The 20,093-nt window shown below is 43.8% G+C and carries 19 protein-coding genes and 2 pseudogenes; 6 read left to right on the top strand and 15 right to left on the bottom strand.

Features of this window, described 5'->3' with window-relative positions:
- The first annotated feature begins 355 nt into the window (after nt 1–355).
- Together alsS and budA are read left to right on the top strand one after the other, a co-directional pair.
- Nucleotides 356–2,059: an acetolactate synthase AlsS gene (gene alsS / locus MHI21_RS11345; protein WP_341161658.1), complete on the top strand. Its 1,704-nt coding sequence runs from the start codon at nt 356–358 to the stop codon at nt 2,057–2,059.
- 162 nt (nt 2,060–2,221) lie between these two features.
- A complete protein-coding gene (gene budA / locus MHI21_RS11340) occupies nt 2,222–2,968 on the top strand; it encodes an acetolactate decarboxylase (RefSeq protein WP_025722973.1) in 747 nt (248 codons plus the stop codon).
- A gap of 156 nt (nt 2,969–3,124) precedes the next feature.
- Here budA and MHI21_RS11335 read toward each other — a convergent pair whose 3' ends face one another.
- The 5 genes and pseudogenes from MHI21_RS11335 to MHI21_RS11315 all read right to left on the bottom strand — a co-directional run bounded on the left by MHI21_RS11335 (nt 3,125) and on the right by MHI21_RS11315 (nt 8,601).
- Nucleotides 3,125–3,610: a tetratricopeptide repeat protein gene (locus MHI21_RS11335; protein ID WP_342420012.1), complete on the bottom strand. Its 486-nt coding sequence runs from the start codon at nt 3,608–3,610 to the stop codon at nt 3,125–3,127.
- A 155-nt stretch (nt 3,611–3,765) separates the two neighbouring features.
- The gene (locus MHI21_RS11330; protein WP_165175535.1) at nt 3,766–4,746 is read right to left on the bottom strand and encodes a S8 family peptidase; all 981 of its coding nucleotides are present in this window, start codon (nt 4,744–4,746) and stop codon (nt 3,766–3,768) included.
- A 219-nt stretch (nt 4,747–4,965) separates the two neighbouring features.
- On the bottom strand, nt 4,966–6,360 hold the full coding sequence (locus MHI21_RS11325) for an MATE family efflux transporter (protein WP_342420011.1): 1,395 nt from the start codon (nt 6,358–6,360) through the stop codon (nt 4,966–4,968).
- Between the two features lie 59 nt (nt 6,361–6,419).
- Nucleotides 6,420–6,572, bottom strand: a pseudogene (locus MHI21_RS11320) (metallothiol transferase FosB); the annotation flags it as partial.
- 640 nt (nt 6,573–7,212) lie between these two features.
- On the bottom strand, nt 7,213–8,601 hold the full coding sequence (locus tag MHI21_RS11315; protein ID WP_341161660.1) for a glycoside-pentoside-hexuronide (GPH):cation symporter: 1,389 nt from the start codon (nt 8,599–8,601) through the stop codon (nt 7,213–7,215).
- 318 nt (nt 8,602–8,919) lie between these two features.
- On the opposite strand from MHI21_RS11315, the gene MHI21_RS11310 reads away from it, so the two are divergent.
- The 3 genes and pseudogenes from MHI21_RS11310 to MHI21_RS11300 all read left to right on the top strand — a co-directional run bounded on the left by MHI21_RS11310 (nt 8,920) and on the right by MHI21_RS11300 (nt 11,949).
- Complete coding sequence (locus MHI21_RS11310) at nt 8,920–9,933, top strand: LacI family DNA-binding transcriptional regulator (RefSeq protein WP_342420010.1); 1,014 nt, start codon at nt 8,920–8,922, stop codon at nt 9,931–9,933.
- A 314-nt stretch (nt 9,934–10,247) separates the two neighbouring features.
- Nucleotides 10,248–10,643 (top strand): MerR family transcriptional regulator, encoded by a 396-nt coding sequence (locus MHI21_RS11305; protein WP_342420009.1) that lies wholly within the window; start codon nt 10,248–10,250, stop codon nt 10,641–10,643.
- A 297-nt stretch (nt 10,644–10,940) separates the two neighbouring features.
- Nucleotides 10,941–11,949: pseudogene (locus MHI21_RS11300) on the top strand (MFS transporter).
- A gap of 93 nt (nt 11,950–12,042) precedes the next feature.
- Here MHI21_RS11300 and MHI21_RS11295 read toward each other — a convergent pair.
- The 3 genes from MHI21_RS11295 to murI all read right to left on the bottom strand — a co-directional run bounded on the left by MHI21_RS11295 (nt 12,043) and on the right by murI (nt 13,649).
- Nucleotides 12,043–12,333: a hypothetical protein gene (locus MHI21_RS11295; protein WP_342420008.1), complete on the bottom strand. Its 291-nt coding sequence runs from the start codon at nt 12,331–12,333 to the stop codon at nt 12,043–12,045.
- A 4-nt stretch (nt 12,334–12,337) separates the two neighbouring features.
- Nucleotides 12,338–12,703: a hypothetical protein gene (locus MHI21_RS11290; protein WP_238807605.1), complete on the bottom strand. Its 366-nt coding sequence runs from the start codon at nt 12,701–12,703 to the stop codon at nt 12,338–12,340.
- Between the two features lie 91 nt (nt 12,704–12,794).
- Nucleotides 12,795–13,649 (bottom strand): glutamate racemase, encoded by an 855-nt coding sequence (murI, locus tag MHI21_RS11285; RefSeq protein WP_165175541.1) that lies wholly within the window; start codon nt 13,647–13,649, stop codon nt 12,795–12,797.
- 240 nt (nt 13,650–13,889) lie between these two features.
- On the opposite strand from murI, the gene MHI21_RS11280 reads away from it, so the two are divergent.
- Nucleotides 13,890–14,516, top strand: coding sequence for an FMN-dependent NADH-azoreductase (locus tag MHI21_RS11280; RefSeq protein WP_043882169.1), 627 nt, complete (start codon nt 13,890–13,892; stop codon nt 14,514–14,516).
- 143 nt (nt 14,517–14,659) lie between these two features.
- Here the strand turns inward: MHI21_RS11280 and MHI21_RS11275 are convergent, their stop codons facing one another.
- The 7 genes from MHI21_RS11275 to MHI21_RS11245 form a co-directional block, all read right to left on the bottom strand.
- Nucleotides 14,660–15,169 carry a hypothetical protein gene (locus MHI21_RS11275; RefSeq protein ID WP_165175543.1) on the bottom strand — a complete coding sequence of 170 codons (510 nt, stop codon included), beginning with the start codon at nt 15,167–15,169 and terminating at the stop codon, nt 14,660–14,662.
- Nucleotides 15,170–15,342: 173 nt separating this feature from the next.
- Nucleotides 15,343–15,498, bottom strand: coding sequence for a hypothetical protein (locus tag MHI21_RS11270; protein WP_172828312.1), 156 nt, complete (start codon nt 15,496–15,498; stop codon nt 15,343–15,345).
- A gap of 668 nt (nt 15,499–16,166) precedes the next feature.
- A complete protein-coding gene (locus MHI21_RS11265; RefSeq protein WP_341161667.1) occupies nt 16,167–17,252 on the bottom strand; it encodes a lactonase family protein in 1,086 nt (361 codons plus the stop codon).
- 69 nt (nt 17,253–17,321) lie between these two features.
- Nucleotides 17,322–17,768 carry an OsmC family protein gene (locus tag MHI21_RS11260; protein ID WP_311082862.1) on the bottom strand — a complete coding sequence of 149 codons (447 nt, stop codon included), beginning with the start codon at nt 17,766–17,768 and terminating at the stop codon, nt 17,322–17,324.
- Between the two features lie 55 nt (nt 17,769–17,823).
- Entirely contained in the window at nt 17,824–19,032 is a 1,209-nt protein-coding gene (locus MHI21_RS11255) for an MFS transporter (protein ID WP_342420007.1), read from the bottom strand.
- 233 nt (nt 19,033–19,265) lie between these two features.
- Nucleotides 19,266–19,391 (bottom strand): hypothetical protein, encoded by a 126-nt coding sequence (locus MHI21_RS11250; RefSeq protein WP_268819851.1) that lies wholly within the window; start codon nt 19,389–19,391, stop codon nt 19,266–19,268.
- A 20-nt stretch (nt 19,392–19,411) separates the two neighbouring features.
- Nucleotides 19,412–20,086 carry an SOS response-associated peptidase gene (locus tag MHI21_RS11245; protein ID WP_342420006.1) on the bottom strand — a complete coding sequence of 225 codons (675 nt, stop codon included), beginning with the start codon at nt 20,084–20,086 and terminating at the stop codon, nt 19,412–19,414.
- Nucleotides 20,087–20,093 lie beyond the last annotated feature (7 nt).

Below are 20,093 nucleotides of genomic sequence, written 5' to 3'. Positions count from 1 at the left end.
ATGTCATACTGGTTTGCTTCACCTTAAATTTAATGTTTACGTTAACAACAATTACATTGTAACCGCTATCCTTTGTAGAGGAAAGTGATTTTTATCATGTGAGCGGATAAAAATGATCTGCCTCCATTTGGGACAGATCTGTTCTATACCTTCTCGATGACCGACACCACAAGAAAATTCCACAATTTTAATTTTCCTTGATAGATCAAACTTTGAAAACGTTTTATATATTTTTCTCTTTTTTTCTGAAAATTTCTTTCTTGAAAATACCAGTTATTGTATTATAATTGCAATATACATCCATTGATTTACATTAAAAGTATTTCATTAGTTATTTCACAGAGAAGAAGAAGAGGTGGTAGCATTGAGTACAAAAGTGCAAGCTGTTCAAACTAAAACTATATCCGATACAAAAGGAGCCGACCTTGTTGTCGATTGCTTGATCAAGCAAGGGGTTACCCATATTTTTGGCATTCCAGGTGCCAAGATCGATTCTGTTTTTGATGTTCTTCAAGATCGGGGGCCCGAATTGATCGTATGTCGTCATGAACAAAATGCCGCCTTTATGGCAGCGGCAGTCGGTCGATTAACCGGTAAACCGGGCGTATGCATTGTTACCTCAGGTCCAGGCGCATCTAACTTGGCGACAGGACTTGTCACCGCTAATGCAGAAAGTGATCCTGTCGTCGCCATTGCGGGTGCAGTCCCAAGATCTGAACGCTTGAAACGCACGCACCAATCTATGGATAACGCCGGACTATTCGAGCCCATCACCAAATACAGTGTAGAAGTAGAACATCCTGATAATGTACCGGAAGCAATTGCTAATGCATTTCGAATTGCGACCTCAGCCCAGCCTGGAGCCACATTCGTCAGCCTGCCGCAGGACGTGTTGACTTCGTCATCTGAAGTAACAGTCATTGAGAAGGTTTCTCTTCCCCAACTCGGAACCGCACCCGCCGGACTCATCAAACAAGTCGCAGAGCAAATCAAAAAAGCCAAGCTGCCCGTACTTCTTCTCGGCATGAAAGCCAGCACGCCTGAAGCCACCGCAGCTATCCGTGCTCTCATCCGAGATACAGATCTGCCTGTTGTCGAAACCTTCCAGGCCGCTGGAGCCATCTCCCGTGAACTAGAAGACCACTATTTTGGAAGAGTGGGTCTGTTCCACAATCAACCGGGTGATATGCTTCTTGGAGCCGCAGATTTGGTACTGACGATTGGCTATGATCCTATCGAATACGATCCAAAAAACTGGAACATTCCGGCAAACCGAACACTCATTCATCTGGATGACCATCAAGCCGATATTGATCATGATTATCAACCGGACTACGAGCTAATCGGAAATATAGCCCTGATTGTGGGTAGCCTTGCAGAAGAATTACCTACCTTAAAGCTACCTAAATCCTCCTGCGAACAATTGAATCGTCTGCGCCATGATCTAAACGAGCAAGCGGCTGTTCCCGCACACAAGCATGATTTTCTGATTCATCCATTGCAATTTATTCGTACACTGCGCAGCCTGATTGATGATAACGTCACAGTCACCTGTGATGTCGGTTCACACTATATTTGGATGGCACGATATTTCCGTTCGTATGAACCGCGGCGCCTTCTATTCAGCAACGGAATGCAGACGCTAGGCGTAGCGCTGCCTTGGGGGATTGCTGCCACGCTCGTCAATCCCGGTCACAAAGTCGTTTCTATTTCTGGAGACGGAGGATTTCTTTTTTCATCCATGGAGCTCGAAACCGCCGTACGTCTTAACTCACCGTTGGTGCATATCGTATGGAGAGATGGTTCCTATGACATGGTCGCTTTTCAACAACAGATTAAATACGGAAGAACGTCTGGTGTAAAATTTGGAGATGTTGATGTAGTGAAATATGCTGAAAGCTTCGGCGCCACTGGATTACGCGTGCACTCTCCTGAAGAACTAGAAAGTGTATTGCAGCAGGCACTTCATACCGATGGTCCTGTGGTCGTCGATATTCCGATTGATTATCAGGATAACATCCAGTTGGGACGTAAACTGCTGCCTAACCAATTAAACTAACCTTAACCAAGCCTCACTCGTGACGGCTTTATGACAATTATGGAGTATAACGTTTTTTTTATGATTTTTTTGAGTTATTCATGTTATTTACTGAAATTTTACGTTTATTATTGAAAAAGAAAGAAAATAAATGCATACAATTATAAAAGGAAGTGTATTGCCATGACCGTTGCGCAATTGGAAACCAAGCAAGAAGCTGATCATGATATTTACCAAACCTCCACTATGCTTGCTCTATTAGATGGTCTTTATGACGGAGTTGTTGCCTTTGAGGAGTTACAAAAGCACGGGGATTTCGGAATTGGTACCTTTGATCAACTGAATGGCGAGATGATCGCGTTCGATGGTGAATTTTATCACTTGCTTCCAGACGGTACGGCCCATCGCGTAAAACCGGAAGAAACTACACCTTTTTCCACCGTCACCTTTTTCCAGGAAGATTTCACATATACTATTGACCGCCCTATGCATCGTGAAGAGCTGGAAGCTCTGCTGTTAACGTTGTTTCCAAGCCGTAATCTGTTCTATGCCTTCCGTATGGATGGCACTTTTCATGAAGTAAAGACACGGACCGTGCCTCACCAAGTTAAACCATACAAACCTTTTATCGAAGCGACCAAGTCACAGCCTACCTTCACTTTTAATGAGGCTTCCGGCGTGATTACAGGTTTTTGGACACCTGCCTATGCTCAAGGTATTGGGGTAGCCGGATTTCATCTGCATTTTATTAACGATGAACGCACTGGTGGCGGGCATGTCTTTGATTTTATCGTCGAAAAGTGTACCATCCGCATTTGTCAAAAATCCAATCTGCATCTGGTCCTGCCCGATACCCCGGATTACTTGAAGGCCAACCTGTCCAGAGAAAACCTGGAGAAAGAAATTGCCGTTACTGAAGGTGCGCAGTAATCACAGTTATATAACTCATCAAGTTACGGACCCTATAGCTAAACAATAAACAGTAAAAGATCACAGTCAGGGAAGAGAATTACTGCTCTCTGACTGTGATCTTTTTATGTACGAGCATATATATACGTTACTGCTTATGCTCTCACTCCGGTTCACCTATGCCTCGATCTGATCCAGTTTATCTGCATAATATTGAATAGCACGTGAGTACTCCTGTGTAGATAAATCCGAGGTCGTCTCAGCCACCTCCATTAGCAGCTCCTGCATGGCTTTCCCGTATTCCCCCAGATTGTATAACACCATCGCGTAAAATACCCGAAACGGTCTGTAATCCGGAAATTCGTTCATTCCTGTGTCCAACCACTCTTTCGCCTTGGCGTAATCTCCCAATACACGATATGTACTGCTTAATCCCAGGATGGCTCCTTTCCTTGATTCTGCGGATAACGCCATACCTAGGCTTTTTTCATAATAGGCAACCGCTTCCCTCTCTAAGCCCAATGAATCATGTGTCCAAGCTGTCTGATACCACAATTCTGCATCATTTTGCTGCTGTTCTAATGCCTTTAAAAGAAGCTTACGTGCTTTCTCTGCTTGCCCTGTTCGTCTAAGCTCGTTAGCTTGCGCCATGATATCGTTCATATTCATCCTCCACTTCTGACTCATGCCTATCTTTGAGGTATATGTTACCCGACATTTGAATGCAATGTAAATGGAGTTTTTCCTAAGATTTGAAATCCAAAAAAACGACCCTCCCTTTAGGAGAGCCGCTATATATCCGAAGCTGAAGTTACGGTTTATTTAACCTTCAATGATCCTGTAGTGAGTATTCCAGCTACACGTTGTGCGTCGAAAATGCGGGTGAGCTCCTCCACTGCCGTCAAGTACAGTAGACCGTTGCCCTCCAGCTTAGGAGAATTGCCGAGTGGAATCGTGCGTTTGATGAGTTGTGCGTATAATTCCGGTTCTGTAAGATCACGCTCAAAGCTCGCATTCGCCAGCTGCTTAATCAACGCCAATGCACCTGCTACGTGCGGAGTAGCCATCGAAGTTCCGCTAAAGGTCGCATATTTGCCGCCCGGAACGGTGGACAAAATATCTTCTCCCGGTGCAACCAAATCCACCTCATTATTTGAATTACTGAATTCTGAGGCATGCCTATCAAAGTTGATAGCACCTACGCTGATCACTTCATTATAGCAGCCGGGGTAGCCGAGCTCGTCCGTTCTGTCGTCACCGTCTCCCTCATTTCCAGCTGCACAGATGACTAAGATTTGGCTAGCTACAGCCTTTTTTACTGCTTCATGAAGCTCTGGCACATCCTCGGGACCGCCAAGTGACATCGATATGATATCTGCCTTTTGCTCAATCGCATAATAGATGCCTTGAATAATCCAGTCATATTGACCGGAGCCCTGCTTGTTTAGCACTTTGATGATGAGCAGGTCTGCCTCTGGAGCAACACCCACGACACCATCCGCATTTTCTGCTGCCGCAATAGTTCCCGCCACATGCGTACCATGACCGTTGTAATCCTTGAAAATTTCCGGATTACCTTGATCATCATCCGTGAAATTCCGGCCGCCAATAATGCGCGCCTTCAAATCAGGATGGTCCGAATCACAGCCCGTGTCCAGCACCGCCACCTTCACGCCTCGGCCTCGAGTCTGGTTCCATACCGCAGGAGCCTGAATCAGCTCTACCCCTCGCGGTATTTCATTCACTTGTTGCTCCTGCTTGATCACTTGGTAAGGAATGATATGCACTTTACGTTCCATCCTATTCCCTCCTTCATGGATTCAATCGGAAACCATCCGTCTTTGAAACTTTGAAACTTTGAAAAATTTGAAAACCTCTACTACGTTCGAGGTTACTATATTCTAGCAATTTTTGGAAAGTTTGAACATCCCCATTTTGCTTATTTTTGTAAAAAAAAAAAAAAAACAGACATCCCCCAATTCGCTTGGAGAATGTCTGTTGTAGAATCTCTTTCAGCCTTAGACTGATTCCGCCTGAAGTTCAGCCTTAGATAACAGCGATTTATGCTGCCATTTCCGCCCCTTCCAGCGTAAATAGTGGAAAATGCCTCGTACCCACTCATCGCAGGCATGTGCAATCCACACACCCAGCACACCATATCCCATATAAATGCCCAGCACATATGCTAGCGGGATTTTAATCCCCCACATTGAAATAATGGCCATCATTAACGGGAACTGAACATCTCCCGCTGCTCGCAAGGAGTTAATGACAACATGATTAAACACACGGCCCGGCTCCAGCAATATACAGAATAGCAAAATCGCTGCCCCTAATTGAATGATCGCCGGCTCATCTGTAAAGATCGCCATCACTTCATATCGGAAAAAGGATACTACCACGATCACAGCAATCGTAATGACCAAAGACCATTTCAGGCTCCGTAAAAGTTGATGATAGGCCTTTTCCTTGTCTCCTGCTCCAATCAGGCGGGCAACAATAATCTCTGTCCCCTCACCTACGGCCATTCCAAATACCATAAAGAAGTATACAATCGTATTCGTATAAAAATGAGTTGCAATCGCCGTTGTACCCATAAAGCTGACAAACCGGGTCACCATCATTTGGCTAAGTTGATAAGACAACCATTCCAGCCCAGCAGGAATACCAATCTTCAGGATGGCTACCAGCTTACTCCATTGGAGCTGTACATAATACCGTATGCGAATCGGCGCACTTACACGCTTGTACAGCAGTAGAAAAATCCAGACACATGCTACAGCACGGCTAATAACCGTTGAAATCGCTGCTCCCGCCACTCCCATTTGCGGCAGACCAAACCAGCCATAAATGAGCAATGCATTTCCTACAATATGTAAAATATTCATACCAATGCCCACGATCATCGTATCTTTAGTAAAACCATGCGATCGAATAACCGGACCTGCGGTTAGCATAAGCGCTTCCAGAAACAGCGAACCCCCTGCCAGCATCATATAGATCTCTGCATTTTCCTTGATCGTCGGGGTAATATGGTAAAAAGATAGCAAAAAATCCCGGCTCACAATAAACATCAAACTCAGCGCCAGACCAAACACCAGATTAAAGGTTAGTGCCGAAGCCGTAACACGGCTTGCATCCACATGCTTTTGCGCCCCCAATAGCTGAGCAATGATCACACCTACACCAAGACCAAGCAGATTGAACAGTATAATCGTAAATTCAATCAACTGTCTTGACACCCCCACAGCCGATACAACCTCATCAGAAACATGGCTTAGCATGAACGTATCCACGCTACCCATCAAAATGTGAAACAACATCTCTATAAAGATCGGCCAAGTGATTGCAAAAACCGTCATTGTTTTAACGACTTGTGCTTGCTTGGAACCGTTTTCCTGAGAAAGTGACATCCTTCCGTATTCCTCCTAAATGCGACCCAATTATTACTTAATACCTACACGTCAATTAATCAATCATAAAATGTCATATGCTTTTTATCTTTTTTATAATATTCCAAGCGGTCCTGCAATTGTCCTGTGTGGAATTCAAACTTATGTCCGTCTGGATCTGTAAAATAGACCGACCTTTTGTCCTGTTCATTCCGTTCTCGTCCGGGCAAAATGGTGAAATTGAAAGTTCTCAGCTTGATAAGCGTGGTATTCAACATGATTCGATTGTCCACTGCAGAACGTCCTCCTTGTGGTTTTCGTTCAGGTGGAAAAAGATCTTGAATCTGCCGCCATTGTTGATCTTGAATTTCATATCGTGTACTCATTTAATGGTTTTAACCAATATATTCCTACTTAAACACTTTGAAGACACGCCCTAGAGTTTATGCCTCGTTAAAATAATAATTTCTTATCAAAAAAGGACTATAACATCATCAAGATTGATGTTATAGTCCTTTTTTGAACTGGTCAAGAAAAAAACATCGTCGGTTTTTATAGTTAAAATTCTAGACTACCGCTCTTTTATTCAGCTAACGTTTCCTAAGCCCACAGGTAGGGGCTTCTCAGATCATTGAGCTTCATAACCTTAGTTGACCTACCTTATAGTTCTGATAAATATGAGATTCAAAGAATAGAAACTCAAAAGGAAGTAGAAGGGATAAAGCACTCTCGAATTTTTAAGCAAAGTGTTTTGTTTTTAGTAGGGGAAATGATCATCAATATAAAGGAAGCAAAGAATTAGAGAGATTTTAGTGGATAATGGTTTGAATACGGCTTCTTTCCACCATTTCTTCTCCATTTGCTTTCCTCTCCTTATTTAGCGTTTTTTAAGAATTCAAGCTCTTTGACAATACCCGGAAATAATTTATCTAGGTTGTAAAATGCCAGCAATAAAATTTGCAGGGCAGCCAAGATAATTGGAACGTAGATAAACATGAAATGAATAGACGCTAGCGCTGTGGCACTGATTGTAGCTTGTCCACCAGCATATCCTCCCAATGCCAGTCCCCAACCGATGAGTGCCGCTCCGAAACCGCCTCCCGCTTTTGTGCCGAAACTACCCGCACTGTACACCAGTCCTTCGGTGCGCATCCCTGTCTTCCATTCGCCATACTCAATGGTATCTGACAACATGGCAAAGAAGGTTCCGAGAATAGCGGCATGTCCAAGGGCTTTAATAACGAGTCCCAGGCAGACCGCCATAAGACTTGCGGGACTGACGGCAATAACAAGCGATCCCACAATCAGGAGGATACTTCCGATAATGGATGAATTTCGTTTCCCGATCCGCTTGACGACGGGAGGCAATAACAGATAACCAAGCAGGGAAGGAAGGAGTAAGGATATGCCGAGCACCCCAATCAGATTGGCGTCTTTTAACACATAACGTGCGTAGTAAATATTCATACCTGTGCCCAGTGAGTTATTTATGAAATAGACCACAGCAAACCCAAGAATCAATTTCCAATACTTATTACGCATCAGCGCTCCAAAAGCACGTCCAAACGGAATTGGCTTCTGTACAACAGATGGAGTAACCCTTTCCTTGGTACTGAAGAAGGTAACGAGAAATAAGAAGGTTCCGAGCAAACCAAACAGAATAAAGGTGAAAATCCACCCCTTTTGACCGCCGCCGAACGACTTCACTAACGGAAGGGTGAAAAAATTAATTAGCAAGGCACCAATATTCGCCAGAGACATACGAAAAATATTAAGCAGAGAGCGCTGGTAAGAATCCTGCGTTATCATGGAATTAAGCACACCATAAGGGACATTAATGCTGGAATAGATAATGTTCATCAGCAGATAGGTAACGTAAATGTATAGAATAGTGATCGTCATATTTCCACTTGGAACCGTGAACAAGAGAATTCCAGACAACGCAAATGGCCCGGACATCCACAGTAACCAAGGACGGGCCTTCCCGTGTCTGCTCTTCGTTTTATCGATCAAAGCCCCAATCGCGACATCAATAAACGCATCCAGTACACGCGCAACTAGCATTAAAGTACCAATGACCCCGGCGCTGATCCCGATTACATCTGTGTAAAAGTAGGACAGAAAAGTCATTGCGGCGGCAAACAGCAACTGGCTGGCAAAATCACCGAATCCATAACCCATCTTTTCTTTCAGCGTAATATTTGAACCGGTCTGCATTGAAGCCTCATTTCCCATTACAACAATATCGCTTGAACTTCTCATGCTCATGCTCCTTTTCCCTTGTTATTCTCTACAATCCCAAGCCATAAGGAAAACGTTTTCTTTATAATCATAAAAACAAGCTGAAATACCTTGAATTCAGCTAGTTATTTGGTAAAAACAATAATTTATGACCAGAAAATGCTAGAAAACGTTTTCCGGAGTTGATTATACTCTCCCTACAAACCAAGGTCAAGCGCTTTCTTTGCTCTGGAATCTTTGTTAAACTCAATAAACAATTCAATAAACTGATATAATAAATTCAATTCACTTTGAGAACCTTTTTCTAAATAAATACTTGCTTGAAAGTCGGTGTGTACAATGAAAATGACTATAAAAGATGTGGCTCGAATGGCCAACGTCTCCATTTCAACGGTTTCCAGAGTGATCAATAATAGCCAGACGGTGAACAGTGAAATACGCAAACGAGTTCTAGATGTCCTTGAAGCCACTCAATTCCGCCCAAATGCCATAGCACGGACACTGGTAAAGAATAATACATCTCTGATTGGAGTACTTCTGCCCGAGATTAAAAACAACGTCTTTGATGACATGGTTGAAGGCATCAATCAAGTAGCGCATCTATACGGCTTCGATGTCATAATCGCCTTGTCAGGGGGGGACGCGGACTCTGAAATACACTATTACAATATGTTCCGTGAAATGCAGGCGAGCGGAATTATCATATCGGTAAGCGGAATCCGGGATGCGCTATTCGCGCTCATTGAAGCGGCGGGAATTCCCTGCATCCTTGTCGGACGGGATTTTCGAGACCAATCCATTCCTTCCGTACATGTTGACAACATAACGGCTGCTTTTGAAGCGGTAACTTATCTAATTCAGCAGGGACATCAGGATATCGCGATGCTGCGGGGAGCAGCGGGGGATATTTCAGTGGGCAATCAGCGTTTTTTGGGCTATGAACAGGCATTGAAGGCCGCTCACCTGCCAGTACGTCCTGAACGTGTGTTGGAAAGCGGCTTTTCAGTTGAAGATGGCGTAACCTCGATGAGAAAACTGTATCATTCAGGCCCATTGCCTAGTGCGGTGTTCTGCGCGACGGACCGAATTGCCATAGGCGCTATGAACTTTCTGACCGAGAATGGGGTGAAAATACCTGAACAGGTCTCCTTCTTGGGATTTGACGACATTGATATGGCTACAATAATCCGGCCTAAATTGTCAACTGTCCGATATTCAGCATCCGAACTGGGCATGGTCGCCGCCCGCAATCTCATTAAGCTTATTAGAGGACAGGAATTGGCGGCTGTCCACTGGTCCATATCGCATCAGTTAGAAATTCGGGACAGCAGTGCAAAACATGGGCTATCCTAATCTTTGCATGTTCCTACGCGGTTGCTGGAAGTGCTTCACCGGCTGGGATGGACTTTGACAGCTCCGACGCCGAATAATGGAAGCGTTCTCTTGCGAATTTTTTTCCAAAAGAGGCATGATTGGCGATACGCATAAACCAGACTCGGTTTAAAGTTGGCTATCATATAGGTGGGTCTCAAAGGGCAAAAACATGTACCCCTGGACGAAGTTAAACGAGAAATCAAGTCGTACATGACCTACTACAACTATTACAGATATCAATATAACAAAAAAGACTTGCACTAGAGTTTACTCAAAGGTATATACTTTGTTTCATGGAAAAGTTATTAACCATTCGACAAGTCGCAACTGTTACAGGTCTTAGTGTCCACACCCTTCGCTATTATGAGAATATAGGTCTTCTATGTTCCATTGATCGCAATGAAAATGGGTATCGTTGTTATTCTTCAGCGGACGTTACTTGGATTAAGTTTCTAACTCGTCTTAAAGCCACTGGAATGTCGATTACCAAAATGCTAGAAATCGCCGAACTTCGGAGGCAAGGTGATTCAACTCTAACTGCAAGGAGGATTCTTCTCGAAGAACACTATAAAGAAGTTCAAAAGAAAATAATGGAACTCCAGAATAATCTTGATTTACTCGCTGATAAAATCGTGACGTATAAGGAGATGGAAAACAATTACCAATTAAAGCAAGAATTTTCCGAGTAAGTAGAACAGATTTTCTCTATTAAAAACTCACAATACATCAAATGGAATGAGTTCTTTGCTGTTTTTCATTTGGTGTTTAAGAGTTTCTATCTAAATACAAACTAAACAAATGCGATTAGTTCATATTATATAATGAAAGGATGATCTCACTTGCGCTTGAATAAGTCATTTCCCACATATGCTATTGCTCTCGGCGTATTTGGCATTACAAATACAGAATTTGGCATAGTGGGCATTTTGCCTAAAGTCACCACCAATTTCCAAATAAGTGCATCTCAGGCAGGTATGCTCGTAAGCATGTTTGCTTTGATCATTGCAATTTCCGGTCCGTTCATGACTCTTTTATTTTCTGGAATAAATCGAAAAAAAAATTTTGGCTGGCGTACTTGTTGTTTTTACAATTTCTAATCTTTTTTCCGCCTTTGCTCCGAGTTATAATGCCTTGATGATGTTTCGACTTTTACCCGCTTTTCTTCATCCAGTTTATTTCTCTGTAGCATTTGCAGCAGCTGCAAGCTCTGTTTCAAAAGAAGAAAGTGCCATAGCGGTGGCTAAAGTTTTTAACGGGTTAACTATAGGGATGGTATTAGGGGTTCCGGTCACATCTTTTATTGGGGATCAGTTTTCACTTGAAGCTGCATTTCTTTTTTCTTCAGTCATCAATGCAATTGCACTACTTGGAATTTTATTTTTTATTCCATCTCTACCGGTTGAGGGAAAGTTGACCTTTGGCAAACAATTGAATGTTTTGGCAAAACCACAACTATGGCTTAACGTCGCAGCCGCTTGTTTTATCTTAGCGTCCTTATACTCTGTCTATTCCTATTTTGCTGAATATCTCGAAGTAGTGACAGGTATGAGCGGTAAAATAGTAAGTATCATGTTAATTCTTTTTGGCGCGAGCGGTATCATTGGCAATATGCAAACCGCTAAATATTTAAGCAGAAACATGGTAAAAACAATTATTTTTTATCCCCTTGTGCTTGGGTCCATCTATTTTCTGATATATTATATCGGGAGTTACTACATTCCCATGATTATAATAATAATTATATGGGGGGCTGTTTTTACCGGCGGTCTGATTGTAAGTCAAACTTGGTTAACTTCGGAGGCCTCAGAAGCACCTGAATTTGCTAATAGCTTGTTTGTCTCCTTTGCAAATTTAGGTGTCACGATTGGCACCACCCTAGGCGGATGGTTTCTATCACAGATGGGAACACACCTGATTACCTGGAGTGGAGTATTATTTCTGTTGCTTGCATCTATCTGCATTGGGTTGAAAATCAAGTTTTTTGATATTCTCTAGTACTTTTTGATAGAAATGTATAGACTTCTCCCAAATCAGACACCGAAAAGCAAATATGATTCCACCCTTGTATGCTCATGTTCCCTATTCCTTTCAGCGTACCCTGTCTAGCCAGTAGGTCCACGCTTCTGTATATTTATCGAGGTCTTTAGGATGATGGCGAATGCAGGTAGCTATACGAAAGTATAATCCCAGTAACACGTCCCTGTTCAGCTCGTATTCCCCTGTCATCTCCGGCTCAAGCTTCTCTAAGGCAGGCAAAATAGTATCGACGGTCAGCCTATCCGGTGAAGAACAAAAGGCGTATATCAGATCATACAGAGGTTCTCCTACCACTGGATCAGGGTCAATAATACCCGTCAATGTGCCGTTTTCGGTAAACACAAAATTATGTACCCCACAGAGGCTTGTAGTGCGAGATCACCTCCGTTGCCAGACGAAGCAACAAATCGCTTTTGTTTCTTCCTTGATACTGTGTGAACCCTGACCTGAACGTGTATACCAAATAACGGTGCAACGGATCTACATAAACCAAACGCGATAGTTTCTCAATCTGTACATAGGTATGTAAGAATTCTGCCTCGGCTTCTACGACAGCGGGATTATTTTGCTTAATCACGTATCGCAGCTTAGTTCCGTCCATGACAACTACCACTTTGCTCGAAGTTCCGCCGGTCAGTGGTTTGAGATTTCGCATACGGCTTTCAAGCACGCCCGTTTCGTGAAGCTCATTCAGGATCAGTTGAACATCCATCTCACGCCTCCCTCCATGCATCTGATCCACAATGCGGCTGGCGACTTGGATATTTCATTTAGCTCCCACACGTTCGCCAGCCACTCTTCTTTTAAAAATAAATCTTTTCATGCTCCGCATAGATTTCAAGCGCCCGCTCCATCTTATGCACATAGGCCTCATCCTGACTAGAACATAGAAATGTAATGTGTCCCTCCTGCGATGGACCGGATTTTGGCGAAGGTTCCAGCAAATTACGCTCAGACAACACCTGTTTCAACCGCCTAACTGTTCCCTGGCTCCCGTCAATTAACTGAATATGAGAAGGTAGTAGTTCCCTTAGAATTTCCTTATAAAAAGGATAATGAGTACATCCCAATACCACCGTGCCATATATGTCGAGATTGAACGAAGACAGCTCACGGTTAAAATATTCGAACATTTCTGCCCGGTCAAAATTCAACTGTTCGCAATAATGTACTAGCTCCGGCAGAGGTAGTGAGTCCACGCTCCCATGATCGTCAACCCTGGATACCAGCGCTGCATAACAGGATTGTTTCAACGTCAATGGTGTGGCTAACACCAGAACTCTTTTACCATTGGCTCGGTTCATCTCGACCGCTGGCTTCACAGCTGGCTCCATACCAATAATCGGAATAGGATATTCCTTCCTTAGCTCCGCAACCGCGATACTTGTAGCCGTATTGCAGGCAATGACCAATGCCTTAACATCTTCTTTAAGGATCGTTTCTACTGAATCCTTGACATAACCAAGCACCTCTTGGGGAGTTTTCGTCCCGTAAGGCACATGAAGCGTATCCGCCATGTATACAAAATTTTCGTTTGGCAAACGTCTTAGTGCCTCGGACAATACTGTAATTCCACCTAATCCTGAATCAAAAAAACCTATCTTCAAGCTACTCACCTTTTTTCGTTCAACTATTGTGCCATATCTTGCAGACACCATGTTCATTTTCTTCTTCGCCTACTCAAACCATTCTCTTCATTAGACTTTACATTTAAATTTTACCGCAAAACTGATATTTTGCAAAAGAAACACGTAAAATTTACAGTGTAAAAAATAAAGTAGCTTTTCAAAGTAAATTTAATATAAAAGTGTTGACAGATATTATCTTTATATTGTAATATTACGTGGTAACTTACTAACTTAACTTACTTATTCAACTTACTTAGGGGGAAATAAATCATGTCTAAAGTATTATTTGTCAAAGCTAATGATCGTACAGCTGAAGAATCTGCAACAGTTAAATTGTATAACGCCTTCGTAGAAAGCTACAAATCTTCCCACCCAACTGATGAAATCACTGAGCTGGACCTGTTCTCCGTTGAGCTTCCTTATTTGAACGCTAACATGATCAACGGCACGTTCAAATCCGCTAGAGGCATGGAGCTGAACGCAGAAGAAGCTCGCCTGGCAAACATCGCTAATGGCTACCTGGATCAATTTCTGGCAGCAGACAAAGTCGTATTTGCTTTCCCGCTCTGGAACATGACGATTCCAGCTGTACTGCATACGTACATTGATTACCTGAACCAAGCTGGTAAAACATTCAAATACACTGCTGAAGGTCCAGTTGGTCTCGTAACTGAAACTAAAGTAGCCCTGTTGAATGCAAGAGGCGGCGTTTATTCCGAAGGACCAGCTGCTGCAGCTGAAATGTCTTTGAACTACATGAACAACATCTTATCCTTCTTCGGAGTGAAAGACATCGTGAAAGTTGTTCTGGAAGGACATAACCAAGCTCCAGATCAAGCACAAGAAATCGTTGCTTCTGCCGTACAACGTGCAGTGGACACAGCAAAATCGTTCTAATCATATATTATGAAGAGAAGAGGATATCCGCGCCCTATATGGGCTGGATATCCTCTTTTTTGTTATAAAGTATAAAAAACACGTGCTCCCCTGATCTATAATCAAGTGAAAGCACGTGTTTGTGAAATGAGATTACTTCTATTTTAAGGAATGAATTGCTGCACGATTTTTACAACTTTACCCTCACGAAGCGTAACATGGTATGGAAATTGACTGAGGTCCAGAACGTCCTTTTTAGCAAAATCTTTCTCAAACTGTGCCAGAGGAATCGATTCATTCCATTGCACGTCTGTATCTTCTATATTACCCGTGTGATCATAAATCTGCACCTCTACCGAAGCATCTGGTGCAACCTGATACACGTCATTTTGCACGGAATTGTTTACGATGTAGTAGCCATCTGGAGCTCCATCCAATCCTGTATTTCCTTCATGCTCCAATAATGCTTTGTCAGCTGCCGCGCCTTCATACCATTCAATCGGGTCTGCCGACAAATAAATCTGTCCGTCACGAATCTCCATTTGGTTTATATATACGGTCTCCTGATTTTCAGCAGGTGTTACGGGTGTATAGCCTTGCGCTGTTGCCCCTGCCGTCGTAATCAGCATCATCATTAAAGCCAATACGGTCCATTTCGAAGCTAGTTTCATCATGTCTGATCTCTCCTTGCCGTTTGGGTATGTACACGGTGTCTGTAAGCTTCATTACCCTTGTGTACTTATCATAAACGTTGCACGCTTAAAAAGTGTATCAGATACATAAAAAAGAAGTTACGATTTTTTAAGACTTGGTCTTAAAACTTGATAACATGTCTTATTTATCTTTGCTATCTTAATAACCCGACCTGACGTGCCTGTTCTTCGGTGAGAATAAACTCTTCATTTTGCCATACTTCGTCCTCTTTGGTTACAGCAAACATCCCCATGATCTCTGTCCATATTCCTTTGTCGACGGCTTCCTGTTGTGTAATGATAATTTTCATGTGAATCTCTCCTTTATATACTCTTATCGGTCTGTGAGGCCCACTACGCAACAGATGGTTTCTCCAAAGGCGAACGCTATCGCTTCTCCGAAATCCATCTGCCCGCTTCGTTACTCAGCTTATCCTTGTCATTCTTATTTTTCATAATATCGTCACTATAAAAATAATGGGCTAAGATGATACTTAGGCCAAATATAATACTTTTATTTAAAGCCTCTAACCCTTATATGGAACTCACAATGCTTGTCCTAGATTTGCATTATCGGAGTGCTTGAGGGGTTCTTATCCCGCTTATAACATATGTACCCTTTTGCTACCAAGATTATTCGTATTTATTTGTAACCATAAAATTTTATATTATTTTTGTAGGTAGTGACTTCTTTAGAAATGACTAAGTCCTAAAATAAAAACGGCTGTAGGTTATTCTACGAGCCGTTTTTACTAAAAAATTTTATATGCTTGGTTAATCTATCAGTACCATCAACATATAACGTATTCGTTTATTGTTTCTGCATAAAAAAATGGTCGCCAAAAGCACTAAAGCAGCGGAGAGGACGGAATCGTTCTCAAGAAGCGGAGCGTTCGGAAGAATACACCGTCCTCGTAGCGACCATTATTCGCATCACTATCACTTAACCACTCCGCATGATATAAATGTAACGCTCCTTTTACACAGAAAAGTAAAAAGGCTGTACGCATACTGGCTTGGATACGGTTACTTGTTGCCCGGTGTAGGTCAAGCGTCCACTTGCCTTGTCCACTTTGAACGTAACGATGTTGTTGGTGTCGCGGTTGGCCACGAGCATATGGTCACCATTTGGAGTCAAAGCAAAATGGCGTGGATGCTCTCCTTCAGCAGATACATGCTCGACTAGGCTCAGCTTGCCAGTTGCTTCGTCTACAGCGTATACCACAATGCTGTCATGCCCACGGTTGGAACCGTACAGATAAGCTCCATCCCCCGAAATCGCAATTTCAGCAGTTGTGTTTTCACCTGTAAAGTCAGACGGCAATGTCGGTACGCTCTCAAGCTCAGTGAGCTTGCCAGCCTCTGCATCATATGCAAAAGAAGTAATGGAAGAATCCACTTCGTTAATGACAAAAGCAAATTTACCATTCGGGTGGAACGTCAAATGACGTGGACCTGCACCTGCATGGGTTTTCGTTTCACCATGAAACACCAGTTGTCCTTTGCTGTCATCAATAGTGTAAACGCGGATCAGATCCAGACCGAGATCTTGTACGAACAGGAAGCGGCCGTCCGGACTAAAGAAACTGGAATGTGGATGTGGACGATCCTGACGTTCAGGATGCGCTCCTTTGCCCTCATGCTGTTTAACATCCAGCAACTCACCGATACGTCCGTCCTCAGTCAGGGACACGAGTCCCACCATGCCACCGTGGTAGCTGACTACAATAAGGTAACGATCAGATGGATCACGCTGAATGTGGCAAGTTGTTGCACCCACGTTTTCCGCACGATTCAGCAATGTAAATGTTCCTTTAACTGGGTCAATTTCGAAAGCAGAGGCTTCGCCTACTTTCGCTCCTGCAGCAGAAGTCGTCTCTCCAATGGAATACAGCTTCCGATTTTTGACGTCCACATTCAGGAATGTAGGATTTTTCAAGCCGGAGAACTCATCCTGTAGTGTAAGTGCTCCTGTCTGTTCATTAAAAGTGTACGAATAAACTCCGTTACCTTCCAATTCGGCGTAAGAGCCTGCAAATACGAGCAATTTTTGTTGTGCTGTCATGGTTGTGTCCTCCTTGGATTAAAAAAATGATGGGCAATTGGAATGATTGCTCCTGTTACAAATATCGCTTTAAGAGGCGCGCTCCACCACGGGCTCTGTGGACAACGCCACATTTCCCGCAACGGCACGCGAGATCATGCATGAGGTTTCTGCCTGCTCTGCCAGTCGCAATGCTTGTTCGATCTGCGATTCTGTCGCATCGGCAGCCAATTGAACCTGCGGACGATGCACAATTCGGCGATATGTAAAAATATTGTTCGTTACATCGACAATCCCTTCGGATTCCAGCGCCAGTGATGCCACCGGGAGACTCGCGCGCTCCATCATCGCCGCCAACGTAATCAAATAGCAGGTAGCAGCGGCACCGAGCAGCATTTCATCTGGATTGGTGCCCACACCAGGGCCTCCCATCTCAGCCGGGATCGAAATTGCTGTCCGCAACTGTCCAGCCTCAATATGGCCGTCGCTGTTGCGCCCCCCGTTCCAGTCTGCCTTGAGCAGAAAGGTATGCTCCATTTCAGGTCACTCCTCTCTCTTATATTATGAATCTTTACACAGGTGAATGTAAAGGTTAGTCAATCTCCTGATTTTTGGTTTCCGTACCCAGCAACCATACAGCCGCAGCTCCGATCAAGATAGCTACGAAGAAAATCACAAAGATAGATGGTAGCGCTACGCCCTGTCCTACGAGTATACCGACCGCAAAAGGCCCGATAACGCCTCCAATACGGCCAAACGCAGCCGCCATACCCACACCAGTTGAACGTACAGCTGTCGGGTACAATTCTGGAGTATAGGCGTACATGGCTCCCCATGCACCAAGATTAAAAAAGGACAAGCAGATACCAGCAGCCAACAGCATTCCCGCCGTTTCCGAGGTGCCAAACCAAATAGCGGACACTGCTGTGAGCAGCAAGTAGATGATCAGTACGAATTTGCGGCCCAGCTTTTCAATTAGATAAGCGGCGGTAAAGTAACCCGGTAGTTGCGCAAGCGTCATGATCAGCACATACTCAAAGCTTTTAACCAGTTCGAAACCTTTCATAAACATCATGCTCGGTAGCCACAGGAACATGCCGTAGTATGAAAATACAACTGTGAACCATAAAATCCACAGCATCAGCGTAGACTTGCGATGGGGTCCCGACCAAATCGAAGCCAATCGTGCACGCAGCGGAAGTTTGACGCTTTGCTGCTTATAACGCGGTGAATCATCAATAGCTCTGCGCAGATAAAGAGCGTACAGCGCAGGTACTGCGCCGAGAATAAACGCCATTTGCCAACCATACTTTGGAATAACAAAATAAGCAATAAGAGCCGAAAGGATCCAGCCTACCGCCCAAAAGCTTTCCAGCAGGACAACCGCTCTTCCTCGTTCTTTCACAGGTACTGATTCTGACACCAGCGTCGAAGCAACAGGCAATTCCCCACCCAAGCCTGCACCAGCAATAAAACGCAGTACCAGCAGCATTCCGAGACCTGTCGCCAAAGCGGATAATCCACTGGCAATAGAAAAGATCAACAATGTCCACACTAATATGGCACGTCTGCCGTAACGATCCGCCAAAATCCCCGCCAAAGCGGCTCCGAACACCATTCCTATCGAATTCATTGCAGTTAGCAGTCCAATTTGCTCAGATCCCAGATGCCACTCCTTTGCCAACGCTGCGACTATAAATGAAAGCAGCCCCACATCCATAGCATCAAACAACCAGCTGAGCCCTGCGCTAAACAGCAATTTTCTTTTTTGGGCTGGTGGTAATGAAGTTAATTCACTCATGATTTGCTCTCCCTTAAAAATATATCGTATGTAGACGTATATTCAGGTGTCTTGTCACCTGTAGCCTAGCATCTATTGTACCGTAAGCTTCCTTAATCTGCGAGCTTTTTAACACAAAAAAAACGGAAGATTGCCTACGGCAATTCTCCCGCCTTCTGGAACCTGCCACTTACCGGTTTTGGACCAGACCGATGATCGTCACCATGAGCACCAGCAGCTGGATGAGTGTATCGTTACTCATTCCAATCGCCTCCATCCCATATGAGATACTCCTTCGGCCGTTTCCCCTCTCCCCGGATCATGACGCTTGTTCCCCAATACATACCTATGCAGGCGGCGGGAAGCTTATGATCAATCATGGATGAAAATCTCCATATGTTTAAGGTTTAATCCAGGACCACTGCAAATCCATTTCCTGAATACATTCACGGTTATCATGTTCATCATTGGCCACCAGCGGGGTCACTGGATAGGTACTCATGTCCCCTTTCTCATATGTGCGCAGTAGAGGCAACAGCTCATCTATGTTCTGGACAGACGGATCTAGCCATGAATCTATATGATCAGCTTCCAAAATAGCTGGCATACGGGTATCGAATTCACGTATATCCGTATTGGCCTGAACTGTCATCATCGTACAGGTGCGTAAAGGCTCCTTACGACTATCCTGCCATACTTCATATAGCCCCGCGACCGCAAACATCTTCTGTTCCGGCAGTACCACCCGTACAGCACACATGCGTTTACCCAATTTTCGCCAGTAATAAAATCCATTGCATGGAATGATACAGCGCCGGGTTTCCGCCATCTTGCGATAAGTCGGATTTACCCGAACCGTATTCAAGTCTGCATTGACACAATCCTTGCCCCAGTAGGGAATAAATCCCCAGCGAAATTCATCAAGTACCCGTTCTCCATCCTGATACAGCACAATTGGAACATGCTGAGTGGGACTCATGTTATAGCGTGTTTTGTAATAATACATCACCCGTTGTATACCAAAGTGATCCCTTACCTCATCCAAATCAGCCGATAACGAAAACCTCTTGCACATTTGCTAT

The organism is Paenibacillus sp. FSL H8-0168 (assembly GCF_038592955.1).
Taxonomy (GTDB): Bacteria; Bacillota; Bacilli; order Paenibacillales; family Paenibacillaceae; genus Paenibacillus; species Paenibacillus polymyxa_B.
Note: the sequence above shows the minus strand (reverse complement) of the source record. Positions and strands in the feature narration are given on the sequence as shown.

Excerpts from the sequence above, each read along its gene's own strand:
- budA (WP_025722973.1), top strand. The coding sequence starts at position 2,222 with ATGACCGTTGCGCAATTGGAAACCAAGCAAGAAGCTGATCATGATATT.
- MHI21_RS11335 (WP_342420012.1), bottom strand. The coding sequence starts at position 3,610 with ATGAACGATATCATGGCGCAAGCTAACGAGCTTAGACGAACAGGGCAA.
- MHI21_RS11330 (WP_165175535.1), bottom strand. The coding sequence starts at position 4,746 with ATGGAACGTAAAGTGCATATCATTCCTTACCAAGTGATCAAGCAGGAG.
- MHI21_RS11325 (WP_342420011.1), bottom strand. The coding sequence starts at position 6,360 with ATGTCACTTTCTCAGGAAAACGGTTCCAAGCAAGCACAAGTCGTTAAA.
- MHI21_RS11315 (WP_341161660.1), bottom strand. The coding sequence starts at position 8,601 with ATGAGAAGTTCAAGCGATATTGTTGTAATGGGAAATGAGGCTTCAATG.
- MHI21_RS11310 (WP_342420010.1), top strand. The coding sequence starts at position 8,920 with ATGAAAATGACTATAAAAGATGTGGCTCGAATGGCCAACGTCTCCATT.
- MHI21_RS11305 (WP_342420009.1), top strand. The coding sequence starts at position 10,248 with ATGGAAAAGTTATTAACCATTCGACAAGTCGCAACTGTTACAGGTCTT.
- MHI21_RS11290 (WP_238807605.1), bottom strand. The coding sequence starts at position 12,703 with ATGGATGTTCAACTGATCCTGAATGAGCTTCACGAAACGGGCGTGCTT.
- murI (WP_165175541.1), bottom strand. The coding sequence starts at position 13,649 with ATGGTGTCTGCAAGATATGGCACAATAGTTGAACGAAAAAAGGTGAGT.
- MHI21_RS11280 (WP_043882169.1), top strand. The coding sequence starts at position 13,890 with ATGTCTAAAGTATTATTTGTCAAAGCTAATGATCGTACAGCTGAAGAA.
- MHI21_RS11275 (WP_165175543.1), bottom strand. The coding sequence starts at position 15,169 with ATGATGAAACTAGCTTCGAAATGGACCGTATTGGCTTTAATGATGATG.
- MHI21_RS11270 (WP_172828312.1), bottom strand. The coding sequence starts at position 15,498 with ATGAAAATTATCATTACACAACAGGAAGCCGTCGACAAAGGAATATGG.
- MHI21_RS11265 (WP_341161667.1), bottom strand. The coding sequence starts at position 17,252 with ATGACAGCACAACAAAAATTGCTCGTATTTGCAGGCTCTTACGCCGAA.
- MHI21_RS11260 (WP_311082862.1), bottom strand. The coding sequence starts at position 17,768 with ATGGAGCATACCTTTCTGCTCAAGGCAGACTGGAACGGGGGGCGCAAC.
- MHI21_RS11255 (WP_342420007.1), bottom strand. The coding sequence starts at position 19,032 with ATGAGTGAATTAACTTCATTACCACCAGCCCAAAAAAGAAAATTGCTG.
- MHI21_RS11250 (WP_268819851.1), bottom strand. The coding sequence starts at position 19,391 with ATGATTGATCATAAGCTTCCCGCCGCCTGCATAGGTATGTATTGGGGA.
- MHI21_RS11245 (WP_342420006.1), bottom strand. The coding sequence starts at position 20,086 with ATGTGCAAGAGGTTTTCGTTATCGGCTGATTTGGATGAGGTAAGGGAT.